14 protein-coding genes are annotated in these 14,302 nt (G+C 63.1%); 5 read left to right on the forward strand and 9 right to left on the reverse strand.

Annotated elements, in window-relative coordinates; translation table 11 throughout:
* Positions 1-42: 42 nt before the first annotated feature.
* The 4 genes from RYZ20_RS14965 to RYZ20_RS14980 are packed head-to-tail and all read left to right on the forward strand — an operon-like array spanning position 43 to position 4,899.
* Positions 43-1,869 (forward strand): DUF294 nucleotidyltransferase-like domain-containing protein, encoded by a 1,827-nt coding sequence (locus RYZ20_RS14965; RefSeq protein ID WP_317674883.1) that lies wholly within the window; start codon positions 43-45, stop codon positions 1,867-1,869.
* A gap of 12 nt (positions 1,870-1,881) precedes the next feature.
* On the forward strand, positions 1,882-2,409 hold the full coding sequence (locus RYZ20_RS14970) for a hypothetical protein (protein WP_317674885.1): 528 nt from the start codon (positions 1,882-1,884) through the stop codon (positions 2,407-2,409).
* A gap of 4 nt (positions 2,410-2,413) precedes the next feature.
* Entirely contained in the window at positions 2,414-2,809 is a 396-nt protein-coding gene (locus RYZ20_RS14975) for a response regulator transcription factor (protein WP_317674887.1), read from the forward strand.
* Positions 2,806-4,899 (forward strand): 3'-5' exonuclease, encoded by a 2,094-nt coding sequence (locus tag RYZ20_RS14980; protein ID WP_317674889.1) that lies wholly within the window; start codon positions 2,806-2,808, stop codon positions 4,897-4,899. The genes RYZ20_RS14975 and RYZ20_RS14980 overlap by 4 nt, the downstream gene beginning before the upstream one ends.
* Positions 4,900-4,946: 47 nt before the next feature.
* Here RYZ20_RS14980 and purU read toward each other — a convergent pair whose 3' ends face one another.
* Positions 4,947-5,831: a formyltetrahydrofolate deformylase gene (gene purU / locus RYZ20_RS14985; protein WP_317674891.1), complete on the reverse strand. Its 885-nt coding sequence runs from the start codon at positions 5,829-5,831 to the stop codon at positions 4,947-4,949.
* A gap of 160 nt (positions 5,832-5,991) precedes the next feature.
* Positions 5,992-6,315 carry a 2Fe-2S iron-sulfur cluster-binding protein gene (locus tag RYZ20_RS14990; RefSeq protein WP_317674893.1) on the reverse strand — a complete coding sequence of 108 codons (324 nt, stop codon included), beginning with the start codon at positions 6,313-6,315 and terminating at the stop codon, positions 5,992-5,994.
* Between the two features lie 143 nt (positions 6,316-6,458).
* On the opposite strand from RYZ20_RS14990, the gene RYZ20_RS14995 reads away from it, so the two are divergent.
* Positions 6,459-6,983 (forward strand): peptidoglycan-binding domain-containing protein, encoded by a 525-nt coding sequence (locus RYZ20_RS14995; protein WP_317674895.1) that lies wholly within the window; start codon positions 6,459-6,461, stop codon positions 6,981-6,983.
* 71 nt (positions 6,984-7,054) lie between these two features.
* Here RYZ20_RS14995 and RYZ20_RS15000 read toward each other — a convergent pair whose 3' ends face one another.
* From RYZ20_RS15000 to RYZ20_RS15030, 7 genes are all read right to left on the reverse strand, one after another.
* Positions 7,055-8,503, reverse strand: coding sequence for a DegQ family serine endoprotease (locus tag RYZ20_RS15000; protein ID WP_317674965.1), 1,449 nt, complete (start codon positions 8,501-8,503; stop codon positions 7,055-7,057).
* A 157-nt stretch (positions 8,504-8,660) separates the two neighbouring features.
* Complete coding sequence (locus RYZ20_RS15005; protein WP_317674897.1) at positions 8,661-8,861, reverse strand: DUF2065 domain-containing protein; 201 nt, start codon at positions 8,859-8,861, stop codon at positions 8,661-8,663.
* On the reverse strand, positions 8,858-9,739 hold the full coding sequence (gene hflC / locus RYZ20_RS15010; protein ID WP_317674899.1) for a protease modulator HflC: 882 nt from the start codon (positions 9,737-9,739) through the stop codon (positions 8,858-8,860). Before hflC ends, RYZ20_RS15005 begins: the two co-directional genes overlap by 4 nt.
* A complete protein-coding gene (gene hflK, locus RYZ20_RS15015; protein WP_317674901.1) occupies positions 9,739-10,875 on the reverse strand; it encodes an FtsH protease activity modulator HflK in 1,137 nt (378 codons plus the stop codon). The genes hflC and hflK overlap by 1 nt, the downstream gene beginning before the upstream one ends.
* A 76-nt stretch (positions 10,876-10,951) precedes the next feature.
* Complete coding sequence (gene gor / locus RYZ20_RS15020) at positions 10,952-12,307, reverse strand: glutathione-disulfide reductase (protein WP_317674903.1); 1,356 nt, start codon at positions 12,305-12,307, stop codon at positions 10,952-10,954.
* Between the two features lie 62 nt (positions 12,308-12,369).
* Positions 12,370-13,155, reverse strand: a complete 786-nt coding sequence (gene rpiA, locus RYZ20_RS15025; RefSeq protein ID WP_317674905.1) for a ribose-5-phosphate isomerase RpiA — start codon at positions 13,153-13,155, stop codon at positions 12,370-12,372.
* 81 nt (positions 13,156-13,236) lie between these two features.
* Positions 13,237-14,181 carry a Hint domain-containing protein gene (locus RYZ20_RS15030; RefSeq protein WP_317674907.1) on the reverse strand — a complete coding sequence of 315 codons (945 nt, stop codon included), beginning with the start codon at positions 14,179-14,181 and terminating at the stop codon, positions 13,237-13,239.
* Positions 14,182-14,302 lie beyond the last annotated feature (121 nt).

Raw genomic sequence — 14,302 nt, forward strand, 5'->3', positions numbered from 1 at the left:
ATCGGCGCGGGGCGCGCCTTCACTTTCCGGAGCTTGTTAGTCATGGACGCAGATATTCAACCGATCATTGCTTTTCTCGAAGGCGTCCATCCTTACGACAACCTGCCGCGGGACGAACTGGTGCGTGTCGCCGGTTCCTTCAGCCGCAGGGAGCTGCCCGCGAATGCCTCCGTCTATGCCTATGGCGACGAGATGGAGGGGCTGTTCCTGATCAAATCGGGGGGTGTCGAGATTACCGACCGCAACGGCGCGCTGGTCTCGATTCTCGGGCCGCGCAACTCGTTTGGCGAGCGCGGGCTGATGCGCGACGGGCTGGCGCTGACCGCCGCGCGCACAACCGAAGACACGGTGCTTTTGCTGCTGCCCAAGCCCGAGTTCCTGCACCTGCGCGAAGAGGCACCCGCTTTCGTGCGCTTCTTCAACCGCTCGCGCGGCGAAGAGGCGCGGCCCAACACCATCGAGACGATGAAAGTGGGCGACCTTCTGGCGCGCAAGCCGCTGGCCTGTGATCTGGCGACCTCGGTGCAAGAGGCGGCGGTGATGATGCGCGATACGCGGGTGTCCTCGCTCGGCGTGGTCGAGGGCGAGATGCTGCGCGGTATCGTGACGGTGCGCGACCTGTCGAACAAGGTGGTTGCGGGGGGGCTGCCGCTCTCGACGCCGATCACCGAGGTGATGACGGCTGACCCGATCTCGCTTAGCCCTGACGCGCTTGGCACCGATATTCTGCACATCATGCTGGAACGCCGGATCGGGCATTTGCCGATTGTGGACCACGGCAAATTCGTCGGCATGATCACGCAAACCGATCTGACGCGCTTTCAAGCGGTTTCAACCGCCGTGCTGATCCGCGATGCCGCGGCGGCGACGAGCGTCGAAGAGATGGCGCAGGTCACGGCGCAGATCCCGCAGCTTCTGGTGCAGCTTGTCGGCGGGCACCAAAGCCACGAGGTCGTGACGCGGCTGATTACCGATATTGCCGATGCCGTTACGCGGCGCCTGCTGGCGATGGCCGAAGATAAACTCGGCCCTGCGCCGGTGCCCTATCTCTGGCTCGCCTGCGGCAGTCAGGGGCGGCAGGAACAGACCGGCGTTTCCGATCAGGACAACTGCATCATCTTCGACGATAGCGCGACCGAGGACGACCGGCAGTATTTCAAGCAGTTGGCCAAGATCGTTTCTGATGGCCTGAACGATTGCGGCTATGTCTATTGTCCCGGCGATATGATGGCGACGGCGGATCGCTGGTGCCAGCCGCAGCGCGTCTGGCGCGAGTATTTCGCAGGCTGGATCAACAAACCCAGCACCGAGGCGCAGATGCTTTCCTCGGTGATGTTCGACCTGCGCGCCATTGGCGGCACGGGCGGGCATCTGTTCAGCGACATTCAGGACGAGATGCTGGAGAAGGCGGCGAAGAACTCGATCTTCGTGGCGCATATGATCTCGAACTCGCTAAAGCACGCGCCGCCTTTGGGCCTTTTGCGCGGGTTTGCGACGATCCGTTCGGGCGAGCATCGCAACCATATCGACATGAAGCATAACGGCGTTGTGCCGATCACGGACCTTGCCCGCGTCTATGCGCTGCAAGGGCGCCTGACCGAGGTGAACACCCGCGCGCGTATTCTGGCGGCCGAAGATGCGGGGGTGATTTCGGCGTCCGGCGCGCGTGATCTGCTGGAGGGCTATGACCTGATCCAGACGATGCGGCTTGAGAGTCAGGCGCATCTCGTGCGCTCGGGCCGCAAGCCGGACAACTATCTCGCCCCGTCCGATCTGAGCGATTTTGAACGCTCGCACCTGCGCGATGCCTTCGTGGTGGTGCGGACGATGCAATCCGCCGTCGGGCATGGCAAAGGCAGCATGAGTTAAGGAAACCAAAAGATGCTCAATGATTTCATGACTATGCTGGCAGGTGGCGCTTTTGCGGCGCTGACGGTTTTTGCCCTGCGCCATGCCGCGCGCAAATTGGCGGGCGCCGATCTGCCGCGCTGGCTTATGACCGCGGCGGCGGGCCTGACGATGCTCGGGGTTACGATCTATCAGGAATACAACTGGTTTCCGACGGTGCGCGGCGGGCTGAACGATGGCGTGAAAATCGTGCTGACCGGCGAGGATAGCTCGTGGTGGCGCCCGTGGACCTATGCCGCGCCGATCACGACCCGCCTGATGGCCATCGACACTACCAAGGTCGAGCGTCAGGGCGACATCGCGCGCACCGAGTTTTTGCTGTTCCAGCGTTGGGCGAGCGTGGTGCAGGCGGTGCCGGTGGCCTTTGATTGCGCGTCGGGAACGCGGGCCGATCTGATTGGCGGCACGGCGCTGAACGCGGACGGATCTTTGCAAGGTGGCCAGTGGGTTTCGCTGGAAAACGGGGATCGCGGGCTGAACATCGCCTGCAACGGAGGGTAGGATCATGGCGGACGGGGGGAGGCAGCAACGCGTTCTGATCGTCGAGGACGAGGATAACATCGCCATCGCGCTTGATTATCTGATGACGCGCGAGGGATACGACCACGAAAGGATCGCAACCGGCACCGGCGCGGTCGAGAAAATCCGAGACAGCCAGCCCGACCTTGTGCTTCTGGATGTGATGCTACCCGGGGTCTCGGGCTACGAGATTTGCCAGAACATCCGCTCTGACGCGGGGCTGGCGGGGGTGAAAATCCTGATGATGACCGCGCGCGGCTCCGCGATGGAACAGCGCAAGGGATTGGCGCTCGGCGCCGATGGGTTTATCGCGAAACCGTTTGATCTTAAGGAGTTGCGCGAAGAGGTCCGGCGTATTCTGGACGGGAGGGCCGCGTCATGAGCCTCGCCCGTCTCAGCCTCAGGATCAGGGTGTTTCTGTTCTTCGCGGCGCTCGCGGCGGGCAATATTATCGCGGTGATCGCCGGTCTTCTGTTCGGATATGAACGGATGGGTGACCCGAGTATGCGTGACGCGATGATTATCGGCGGCACGGTCGCGAGTTTTGCGATTCTCGGATCTCTGGCGGGGGTCTGGTTCCTGTTCGACGAGCACGTCGCCAAACCGATCGAGCGGCTTGCGGGCTTTTTGCGCACCCGCACCCATTCCGAAATTGATGGCGAGATCGAAAAAGATCTGGCGCGCTATCTGGGCGATCTGGCGCCTGCCGCGCAGGAACTGACCTCGCGCCTTAATGCGACGCGGCAAGCGCTGACCGAAGCGGTGCAGCGTGAAACCTCGCGTCTTGCGGATGAAAAAGAGCGCCTTGAAGCGTTGCTGTGCGATGTGCCGGTGGGGGTTTTGCTCTGCACGGCGGATCATCAGTTGGCCTTTTATAACGGGCAGGCGGTGGACCTGTTGGGCAGCGCGCACGCGCCGGGGCTGGACCGGCGGGTGTTCGACTATCTGCACCAGCCGCCGATTGCCCACGCCTACGAGCGCCTGTTGCAGACCGAAGACCCTGATGCGGCCTCGGATCTGCTCTGTGCCACTTTGGCCGATGGTAAGGTGCTGGCCGCGCGGATGCGGCTTTTGTCCGAGGGCGAGGACCGCCATCTGGTCAAGCGTCCGGGCTATGTGCTGACGCTGCGCGATGTGTCGAACGACATGCGCTCACATGCGCAGCGCGAACTGTTGATGGACGAGTTGTTCGACCGCATCCGTCGCCCTGCCGCCGCGCTGCAATCGCTGACCGGCGTGCTGACGGCGGATGATGGCCCCGTTGGCCCTGCGCGCGACAAGGTGCGAGAGGCGGCAAGCCTCGAGGCGCGCCAGCTCGCCGGCGCGATCCATACGCTGTTCGAACGCCACGAGCAGAACCGCGCCGACTGGTGGCCGCTGGCGATGATCCGCGCCTCCGATCTGGCCGAGGCCGTGACCGCGCGGGTCGAGGCCGATGGCGGGCAGATTACCTGCGATCCGGCGCCCCTGATGCTGCGCTGCGAAGGCTTTGAGATGGTTGCGCTTTTGGGGAAACTGGCGGGCCGCCTGAACGAGCGCAAAGACCTGCGTCTGGAAATTTCCGAGGACGGCGCGGGCGCAATGATTGCGTTGGACTGGACGGGGCCGATGGTGCCGATTGCCCATCTGGAAAGATGGCTCGACGAACCGCTGGACGTGGGCCTTGACGATGTGACGGGGCGGCGCGTTCTGATCAGCCATGCGTCTGAACTTTGGCCCGAGAAACTCGCTGATGGACGCGCGCGGCTGTGCCTGCCGCTGCGCGAGGCGCGGCGCGAAACCTCGCGCCCCGCGCCGGTGCCACGCGCGGTGGTTTATGACTTTGACCTTCTGGGCAAGGCGCGCGAGGCCGAGTTCGCACAGCGCCCGCTGGAAGACCTGACCTATGTCGTCTTCGACACCGAGACCACGGGACTTTTGCCGACCGAAGGCGACGAGATTGTGCAGATCGCGGCGGTTCGGATCGTGAACGGGCGCCGCGTCCATTCCGAGGTGTTCGACACGCTGGTCAATCCGGGGCGCGCGATTCCGGCGGCATCGACGGCGGTGCATGGAATTTCGGATGCGATGGTGACAGGTGCGCCCGATATTGCCGATGTCGGGCGCCGGTTCCACAAATTCGCCGAAGGGGCCGTGCTGATCGCACATAACGCGCCCTTCGACATGGAATTCCTGCGCCGCAAGGAAAAGCTGATCGGGCAGAATTTCGAAAATCCGGTTCTGGATACGGTGCTGCTGTCGGCGGTGGTGTTCGGGCAATCCGAGAGCCACTCGCTGGATTCGCTCACGCACCGGCTGGGGATCACCATCCCCGAAGAGGCGCGCCACACGGCGATTGGCGACACGGTGGCGACGGCGGATGCGTTCCTGAAGCTCTTGCCCGCGCTCAAGGCGAAAGGGCTGATGAGTTTCGGAGATGTGGTGACCGAGGTGCGAAAACACTCGCGCCTGATCCGCGATCTGAACGCATGAAAAAGGGGCGCTCCGGCGCCCCTTCATCTTTCTTATCCTTCAGTGGCTTATCCCATACGCTCGGAGGCATAGGCACCCGGCGAGGCGGGGAAGACCACCGTCTTGTCGCCATTCAGGAACGAGCGGTGCTGCACATGGGCGTGGATCGCGCGGGCCAGAACCTGCGCCTCGACATCGCGGCCAAGCGAGACATAGTCGTCGGGGCTTTGCGCATGGGTCACGCGCACGGTGTCCTGCTCGATGATCGGGCCTTCATCAAGGTCAGCCGTCACATAGTGCGAGGTCGCGCCGATCAGTTTCACACCGCGCTCATAGGCCTGCTTGTAGGGGTTCGCGCCTTTGAACGAGGGCAGGAACGAGTGGTGGATGTTGATGATCCGGCCCGACATCTTCTTGCACAGCGCGTCCGAGAGGATCTGCATATAGCGCGCCAGAACGATCAGCTCGGCGCCCGAATCCTCGACCACGCTCATCAGCTGTGCCTCGGCCTGAGGCTTGTTCTCTTTCGTCACCTTGATGTGGTGGAAGGGCAGATCGTGGTTCACGACGACCTTCTGGTAGGTCATGTGGTTCGACACGACGCCCACGATCTCGATCGGCAGCGCGCCGATGCGCCAGCGATACAGAAGGTCGTTCAGGCAGTGACCAAAGTTTGACACCATCAGCAGCACCTTCATCTTGTGGCTGCCGTCGTGGATCGCCCAGTCCATTTCGAAGGTTTCCGCCACCGGCGCGAAGGCGGCCTGCACCGCGGCCAGATCGGCGCCTTTTTGCGACATGAACGAGACCCGCATGAAGAAGGTCTTCGTCAGCAGGTCATCATACTGATGCGAGTCGGTGATGTTGCAGCCCTGATCGGCAAGGCAATTCGCAATGGCGGCGACGATGCCGCGCGTCGAGGGGCAGGCTACCGTGAGCACATAGGGGGTCATTGATCGTCCTTTCAGTGGCGTGATCGCCCCCTTAGCGCGGGGCCGTGACGGGAACAATCCGCTTTGGTTGCAGATTCGGCACACGCATTTCCGACAGCGCGCATGAGAAAGGCGACCTGCGGATCGAAGGTCGCCTTGAAATCGCGCGGGGCCGCAGGGGTCAGATCTGCTTTTCGGGGATGCGCACGATCAGCCCGTCCAGATCGTCCGTCACCTTGATCTGGCAGGTCAGGCGCGATTTCTCGGGGTCCGGCTGCCATGCGAAGTCAAGCATGTCCTCTTCCATCGCCTCTTTCGCGGGAACGCGGGCGACCCAGACTTCGTCCAGATAGACGTGGCAGGTCGAGCAGGCGCAGGCGCCGCCGCAATCGGCGTCGATGCCGGGCACGCCATTGTCGCGCGCGCCTTCCATCACGGTCATGCCGGGTTTCACGTCCACCACATGCTCGGTGCCGTTGTGTTCGATATAGGTGATCTTGGCCATCTCGGTCTTTCCGGTCTGATTAGAATGCCTTTGGCCAACGGGTTTAGGGCAATCGGCGGGGCTTGGCCAGAGGCGCGTTGGCCACCCTTTCCGAGAGGGGCGAAAACCGCTAAGCAAGGGCAGGAAGAATGAGGCAGGCAGGAATGAAACAGGCGGTATTGGCGTTGATCGGGGTTCCGCTTGTCGCGGGCTGTATGGCGGCGGGCCCGCCTATGCCCGAGGTCGAAATCCGCCCGACGCTTGCGCAAGAGCTTGGTGATGCGCCGCCTGCCGGTGCGCCCGGGTGTTACCACTCGGTCGAGATACGCCCTGCGAAATTCGGCACTGTGAAGCGCGCGGTCGAGGTGCGGGAGGCCGTGATCGATCCGGCAAGCGGCAAGGTTCTGGAGCCCGCGCTTTATGAGGAGCGGGATTTCTCGGCTGTTGTGGATGCGGGCGAAACGCTCAGCTTCGAGACGATGTGCGTGAAAGAGCTGACGCCCGAGTTTGTTGCGACCGTGCAGCGGGCGCTGAAGGCGCGGGGGCTTTACCGTGGGACGGATTCGGGTGTGATGGACGGGGCTACCCGTTCAGCGGTGCGCGCCTATCAAAAGCCGCGCGGGTTGGACGCCGATGTTCTGTCGCGCCGTGCCGCGATGGAGATGGGTCTGGTTATCTGGCAAGACTGACCCCGGACAATCCGCATAAATACAAAGGGCGCCCAAAGGCGCCCTTTGCCGTTTCAGAGGGGAAGGGAGAGTTATTCGACGGGAAGGGCCACAAAGCGCGGCTCGCCAGCACGGCGGATCAGCAGGAGGACCGATTTACGCCCTGCATCCTTGGCGTCGCCGATGCGGGCCTCGAGGTCGTCGATATTGGCGACCGGTTCTTGCCCGGCTTCGGTGATCAGGTCGCCCGCGCGCAGCCCTTTTTCATAGGCGGCCGAGGTGTCGTCGATGTCCTTGATGACCAGCCCCGTCGCATCCGAGGGCAAGCCAAGCTCGGTCCCCAGTTCGGCGGTGAGCGGTGTCACCGTCAGGCCAAGCAGATCCTTCTCGGAGTCCTGCGGGCGCTGAACGGCTGCCGGAACCGCCTCGCCCTCGGCCAGTTCGCGCCGCCCAAGGGTCACGACGATGGTCTCTTTCTTGCCGTCGCGCAGCACCGTCACACGCACCGCCTCGCCCACGGGCGCATCGGCCACGCGGCGCACGAGGTCACGGGTGCTTTTCACCTCGCCATTGTCGAAGCTGATAATGATGTCGCCCGCTTGGATGCCCGCGTCACGCGCCGGCCCTTCGGGAACCTCGGAGACCAGCGCACCCTCGGCCATCGCAATGCCAAGCGCCTCGGCCATGTCGGGCGTCACGTCCTGAATTTTCACACCCAGCCAGCCGCGCCGCGTTTCACCGTATTCCTTAAGCTGGCCTACGACTTTCGAAACCACATTCGAGGCCATCGAGAAACCGATCCCGATCGAGCCACCGTTGGGCGACAGGATGGCCGTGTTCATGCCGATCACATCGCCGTCCATGTTGAACAACGGCCCGCCCGAGTTGCCACGGTTGATCGCGGCGTCGGTCTGGATGTAGTCGTCATAGGTGCCCGACAGCTCGCGGTTGCGCGCCGACACGATGCCCGCCGAGACCGAGAAGCCCTGACCCAGCGGGTTGCCCATCGCCATCACCCAATCGCCCACGCGCATCGTGTCCGAGTTGCCGAATTTCACGAAGGGCAGGGGTTTGTCGCTGGTGACTTTAAGCAGCGCAACATCGGTTTTCGGGTCAGTGCCGATGAGCTTCGCCTCCAGACGGTCGCCCGAGAAGAATTCGATCTCGATCTGGTCGGCGCCTTCGATGACATGGTTATTGGTGACGATATAGCCGTCTTCCGAGATCACATAGCCCGAGCCAAGCGCGTTCGAACGTTGCGGGCGCGAGGGACCATTCGGGCCGTTCGGGATGCCGAAATCGCGGAACATATCGCCAAAGGGCGAGCCTTCGGGGAAGCTTGGCCCCGGCTGCGCAGGGGTGGCAACGGTCGTCGAGGTGGTGATGTTGACGACCGAGGGGCTGATCCGTTCGGCCAGATCGGCAAAGCTTTCGGGGGCTGCGCGGGCAAAGGCGGGCGCAGGTGCCAAGGGCGCGACACCAATCACAAGCGCCAGCACAGTCGCCCCCAGAACGCCGCGCGCAAAAGCGGGTTTCAGCATGGTCAGATCAAATGGTTTCATTCTCGACTCCCGAAATCTTATCGCATCCGGGGCTGCGGCCCGGTTTCTATCTCTTGATAAATAACTAGGGCGGGGGGGATGCAAATGAAAGGGGATCGCGCTGGCTCAAATGCCCGTGAGGGATTNTCGCGCTGGCTCAAATGCCCGTGAGGGATTTCATCAGCCACAAAAGCCCGACGCCAAGCGCCAGAACCACCAGCCCCAGCATCCGCCGCCGTTCGGGGCCAAGGCTGGCAAGAAAGGCCAGCGCCTCCTCGATACGCGAAGGGGCCAGCGCAAGCGCCAGCCCCTCGAATACCAGCACCAGCGCAAAGCCGGTGGCCAGATAGGTGATCATTTCTCGGCCTCGATGCTTTGCACGAAACGGTCATAATCGAAGTAGATGCTGTCCGATTTGGTCACAAGCGACGAGGACGAGGGCTTCAGCGTTTGCGCGTAGAACTGCAACTGGCGCGTGAAGGCGAAGAACAGCGGGTCGCGGCCATAGGCGGCGGCGTAGCGGTTGTTTGCCTCGGCGTCGGCCTCACCCCGGATGATCTCGGCCTGTTTTTTGGCCTCCGAGGTGATTTCCACGGCCTGACGGTCGGCGGCGGCGCGCACGCGCTGCGCGGCTTCGGCGCCACGGGCGCGTTCATCGGCCGCCTCGCGCTGACGTTCGGCCTTCATCCGGTCGGTCGTCGCGTTGAGGTTTTCACGCGGCAGGTCGGTGCGCGTCAGGCGCACGTCGATCACGTCAACACCAAGCGCTGCGGCCTCGCGGCGCGCAACGGTGCGGATCTGGTTCATCAGGGGCGTGCGGTCGTCCGACAGAACGTCCGAGGCCGTCACGTTACCCAGAACCTCGCGGATGGCGGCGTTCAGGATCGAATCGATCCGTTGCTGCGCCAGCGCCTCGCCGCCCGAGCCGGTGGCCTGACGGAACTGCACCACGTCCTTGATGCGCCAGCGCGCGAAGGCGTCCACCACAAAGCGACGGCGATCTTCAAGGTTAACCTCAAGCGGCGCGGTGGTCAGGCTCAGGATGCGGTCATCGTATTTCACGACCTGCTGCAAGAAGGGCAGTTTGAAGCCAAGGCCCGGATCGGTCTTGACCTGTTTCACCTGACCAAATTGCAGCACCAGCGCCTTTTCGCGCTCGTCCACAACGAACAGCGACGAGAGGCCAACAGCGGCGGCAATCACGACAACGGGGATCAGAATCGGAGCTTTTGCCATCAGTTCGTTCCCCCGTTCGCGGTCGTCGGTTTGCGGATCTGGTCAAGCGGGAGGTAGGGCACAACGCCGCTTCCGCTGTCCTGATCGACGATCACCTTGTTGACGCCGCCGAGCACTTTTTCCATTGTTTCCATGAAGATACGCCGCTTGGTGACGTCCGGCGCTTTCACATATTCTGCATAGATCGAGTTGAAACGAGCCGCGTCACCTTCGGCCTGATTGACGACCTTGGCGCGGTAGGCCTGTGCTTCTTCGGTCAACTGCGCGGCCGCACCACGGGCTTCCGCCGTCACTTTATTGGCGTAGGCGTCGGCCTCTTTTTCCAGCCGGTCACGCTCTTGCTGCGCGGCCTCGACGTCGCGGAAAGACGGGATCACGTCCGAGGGTGGGTCGGCACGGTTGAAGTTGACACGCACGATCGAGATGCCCGCCTCATAGCTGTCCAGCGTATGCTGCACGGCCTCGCGCAAGTCGGCCGCAATGGTCAGGCGCTCGGTCGTCAGGATCGGCGTCATTTCCGAACGCGCGATGATGTCGCGCATCGCGGATTCCGAAACAGCGCGCACGGTTTCCTCGGGGTCGGCAAGGTTAAACAGGTATTGCGCCGGATCGTTGATGTTCCAGACCACCTGATAATCGACATCGACGATATTTTTGTCGCCGGTCAGCATCAGGCCAGAGCTGTTCGAATCCCCGATCGTCGCCTTGCCCGAGCCGATCGAGGTGACCTGTTCGCGCGTCACCTGCACGATTTCAGCGGTCACAACGGGCCAGGGGGCGAAGTTCAGGCCTGGCTCTCCGGTGCCGTGGAACTGCCCGAACATCAGCTCGACCGAGCGTTCCTCGGGCTTGACGGTATAGAACGAGGCATAGGCCCACAGACCCGCCGCCACCAGCGCGCCAATCGCAATCGCCTGACCAAAGCCCGGCCCGCCAGCAGAGCGCCCGCCTGCGGGGGGGCGACCGCCCGAACCGCCGCGCCCGCCCATCAGCACGCGAAGCTGTTCCGAGCCTTTTCGCATGAATTCCTCGATCTCGGGGATCTGCGGGCCTTCGCCAGGGCGTTGCCCGCGCTTGTCGCGGCCGCGATCTTCATCGTCGCCGCCACCCGATCCCCAGGGGCCGTTGTTACTCATGCTGTCCTCACCTTTTTGTTCTGTCGTTTAGCGACTTGTGCGCTTGCCCCGCGAATTTCAAGGCAGGCGCACGGGATTATGCGTGGCGCACCGGCGTGCGCATGGTGACAAGCTCTTCGGCCATCGTCGGGTGCACGGCGACGGTAGCGTCGAATTGCGCCTTGGTCGCGCCCATCTTCATGGCAATAGCGACCATCTGGATCATCTCGCCCGCGTCAGGCGCCACGATATGGCAGCCAAGCACGACCTGCGTTTCTTTCTCGACCACAAGCTTCATCATCACCCGGTCGGGCGCGCCGGCGAAGCTGGTTTTCATCGGCTTGAAGGTTGAGACATAGACCTCGACAGGGCCGCGGGCGCGCGCCTCGTCTTCGGTCAGGCCGCAGGTGCCGAACTCGGGCTGGGTAAACACCGCCGAGGCAACCAGATCATGATCCACCTTGCGCGGCGTGGCGCCAAAGACCGTATCGGCGAAGGCGTGCCCCTCGCGGATCGCGACCGGCGTCAGCTGGATACGGTCGGTCACATCGCCCACGGCATAGATCGAGGGGACATTGGTCTGCGACCATTCGTCCACCGTCACCGCGCCATTCGGGGCAAGCTGCACGCCCGCCGCCTCAAGCCCAAGCCCGTCTGTATTCGGCACGCGGCCCGTCGCGTAAAGCACCTGATCGAATTCCTCGACGCAGCCGCGCGAGCAGGTGACGACGCGGGTTTCACCGCGTTTCTCGATGCTTTGCACCACGACGCCGGTGTGAATCTCGATCCCGCGCGCGGCCATCTGATCGACGATCAGATCGCGCGCCTCGGTGTCGAAGCTGCGCAACAGGGGCGAGCGGTTGTATTGCACGACCTTCACGCCAAGCCCGTGCAGGATGCAGGCAAACTCGCACGCGATATAGCCGCCGCCGACGATCAGGACGCGCTTGGGCAGGGTGTCGAGCTTGAAAATATCGTTCGAGGTGATGACATGCTCGGCGCCCGCGAAATCGGGCACAAAGGGGCGTCCGCCGACCGCAACCAGAATGTGTTTGGCCGATTTGACCGAACCATCGGCCAGGCGCACCTCATGCGGGCCGATAACGGTGGCGCGGCTGTCGAACACAGTGACGCCCGCGTTTTCCTGCCCGCGCCTGTAGATCGCCTCAAGCCGGTCCAGCTCGGCGTCCAGCTTGGTGCGGAAGGCACCCCAGTCAAAGCTGCCCGTTTCAGCCGACCAGCCGTAGCCACGCACTTCTTCGATGATCGACGGCACAGCCGAGGCATAGACCATCAGCTTTTTCGGCACGCAGCCGCGGATCACGCAGGTGCCGCCCATGCGGTATTCTTCGGCCAGTGCGACGCGCGCGCCATGCTCGGAGGCAGCGATGCGCGCCGCGCGCACCCCGCCCGAGCCGCCGCCAATCACAAACAGATCGTAATCGAAGCTCATATTACCTTCCCGTTGCAACAGTTCCCGCCCCAGTTAGGGCGGGAGCCGCACCTTGCCAGCCCTCAGTCGAGGTTGCTGAAGATATTGTCATCCTCGGCGAATTCGATGCGCTCATGCGCGATGGTGCCTTCGTTGATGTCGCGGATTTCGACCTTGCCGTCCGAGCCGCCAATGATGACCATATCGCAGATGTCGATGAACAGCCCGTTTTCGACAACGCCCGGGATCTGGTTCAGCACAAGGCTAAGCTGGCGCGGGTTGCCGATGCGGTTGAGGTGGCAGTCCACGATGTAATTGCCCTCGTCGGTGACGAAGGGCTGCGAGCCGTTGAGCCGCAGCGAGGTGTTGCGCCCCAGAACATCCATCGAGACCAGCATCTCTTCGATCAGCGCGCGCGTGGTCTGCCAGCCGAAGGGCACAACCTCGACCGGAAGCGGGAAGGCGCCAAGCTGCGCAACCTCTTTGGCGGCGTCGGTGATGACGATCATCTGGTCCGAGGCGGTCGCAACGATCTTTTCTTGCAGCAATGCACCGCCGCCGCCCTTGATCAGGTTCAGTTGCGGGTCAAACTCGTCCGCGCCGTCGATCGTCAGATCAAGCCATTTCGCTTCTTCAAGGCTGACCACGTTGATCCCCATCTGACGCGCCAGATCGGCCGTGCGGGTCGAGGTGGGGACGCCGGTGATTTTCAGCCCTTCGTCGCGGACCCTCTCGCCCAGGCAGCGGACCATCCACGCGGCGGTGGAGCCGGTGCCAAGGCCCACGCGCATTCCATCTTCGATAAAATCGACGGCGCGCCGCGCGGCGGCAAATTTCGCTTTGTCGATGGGGGAGAGTTCGGCTTGCATTATGCATCTCCTGAAAAACGGTTGCGACGGTTATAGGCAATCCGGCAGGAGGGTGCGAGGCAAAAAAGCCGCGTTTTGTGGCTAGTCCTCGAAGCCCAGAACGCGGGCGGTCGAATGGTGGCGCGAGAGCCGTTTGAGCCGCTTGGGCGGTAGAATAGCGCGGGCGGGCAGGGCCATTTCCAGCGGGTGGCCAAGCGCGCGTTCCAGCGCCACAGCCTGCGCCTTTTCGACGGTGCGGCGGGTGGCGTGGCCCGGCATCATGCTTTCGGCGCGGGCGCCTTCGGCAAAGATGATCTCGTGGTCTTCGAACAAAAGATGCAGCCACAGGACGCGCGGGCGCGGCGCCTGTGTCACTCCCCGCATCCCCACCAGAGATTTCGCAGGCACCAGCACCTCTTCGCCCGCCAGAGGTCCGCCCGAGGGGCGGATCACCAGCCTGTGCCGCGCCGAAAGTTCAAGCGGGCGGTCATTGCCCAGAACCCCCGCCTCAAGCCGCACCGGCACGTTTTGCCCGATCCCGTTGACCCGCCAGCGCCCGACCCAGAGCAATTCGCGAAACCCGTTGTCGGCTGTCTGTATCCGCATGCCGGGTTCCAGATCCTGCACCGCGACCGGCCCGCGTTTCGTAGCTATCCGCGTGCCTTCGGCAAAGCAGACGGGCGCTGTGCCTTTGAAGGTGACCGGATCAACGACCTCTGCCGCGATGACGCTGTAGTGCTTGCCTTTGGTCAATGGATCGTGTGAGGCGATGGCGGTAATGCGCCCCTCTTCGCGCATCAGGAACAGGGTCAGATTGTCGGCAGGATCGCACGAGGTGGCGGGGCGGATGATATAGCAATACTCGGTGTCCAGCCCCGCGCCTTCGCCCGTCTTGCTGTCAAGCTCGATGCGAAGGGGCGGTGCCGCGGGTGTGACGACAAAAGACGCCCGTCCAGCCGCGCTGCCCTGAGATGGAGCGTCGGTTGTAAACGGGTCGACCCCGCTGATCCGCAGGTCCGACAAGTGCCATCCGCCAAGCGTCGGCATGGTTTGCCCCTTCAGTCTGTCTTTGGCCCAGACTGGCGCAAAAGGGTGAAGATCACGCTAACCGGAAAAAGCATCGCGCCCGTTTTTGCAAAGCAACAGGTCGTTTTCCGGCGGATGCGGC

The organism is Pseudothioclava alba (assembly GCF_033100795.1).
GTDB lineage: Bacteria > Pseudomonadota > Alphaproteobacteria > Rhodobacterales > Rhodobacteraceae > Pseudothioclava.

What these genes read in the sequence shown, in the direction of transcription:
- RYZ20_RS14965 (WP_317674883.1), top strand. Translation starts at nt 43, where the DNA reads ATGGACGCAGATATTCAACCGATCATTGCTTTTCTCGAAGGCGTCCAT.
- RYZ20_RS14970 (WP_317674885.1), top strand. Translation starts at nt 1,882, where the DNA reads ATGCTCAATGATTTCATGACTATGCTGGCAGGTGGCGCTTTTGCGGCG.
- RYZ20_RS14975 (WP_317674887.1), top strand. Translation starts at nt 2,414, where the DNA reads ATGGCGGACGGGGGGAGGCAGCAACGCGTTCTGATCGTCGAGGACGAG.
- RYZ20_RS14980 (WP_317674889.1), top strand. Translation starts at nt 2,806, where the DNA reads ATGAGCCTCGCCCGTCTCAGCCTCAGGATCAGGGTGTTTCTGTTCTTC.
- purU (WP_317674891.1), bottom strand. Translation starts at nt 5,831, where the DNA reads ATGACCCCCTATGTGCTCACGGTAGCCTGCCCCTCGACGCGCGGCATC.
- RYZ20_RS14990 (WP_317674893.1), bottom strand. Translation starts at nt 6,315, where the DNA reads ATGGCCAAGATCACCTATATCGAACACAACGGCACCGAGCATGTGGTG.
- RYZ20_RS14995 (WP_317674895.1), top strand. Translation starts at nt 6,459, where the DNA reads ATGAAACAGGCGGTATTGGCGTTGATCGGGGTTCCGCTTGTCGCGGGC.
- RYZ20_RS15000 (WP_317674965.1), bottom strand. Translation starts at nt 8,503, where the DNA reads ATGCTGAAACCCGCTTTTGCGCGCGGCGTTCTGGGGGCGACTGTGCTG.
- RYZ20_RS15005 (WP_317674897.1), bottom strand. Translation starts at nt 8,861, where the DNA reads ATGATCACCTATCTGGCCACCGGCTTTGCGCTGGTGCTGGTATTCGAG.
- hflC (WP_317674899.1), bottom strand. Translation starts at nt 9,739, where the DNA reads ATGGCAAAAGCTCCGATTCTGATCCCCGTTGTCGTGATTGCCGCCGCT.
- hflK (WP_317674901.1), bottom strand. Translation starts at nt 10,875, where the DNA reads ATGAGTAACAACGGCCCCTGGGGATCGGGTGGCGGCGACGATGAAGAT.
- gor (WP_317674903.1), bottom strand. Translation starts at nt 12,307, where the DNA reads ATGAGCTTCGATTACGATCTGTTTGTGATTGGCGGCGGCTCGGGCGGG.
- rpiA (WP_317674905.1), bottom strand. Translation starts at nt 13,155, where the DNA reads ATGCAAGCCGAACTCTCCCCCATCGACAAAGCGAAATTTGCCGCCGCG.
- RYZ20_RS15030 (WP_317674907.1), bottom strand. Translation starts at nt 14,181, where the DNA reads ATGCCGACGCTTGGCGGATGGCACTTGTCGGACCTGCGGATCAGCGGG.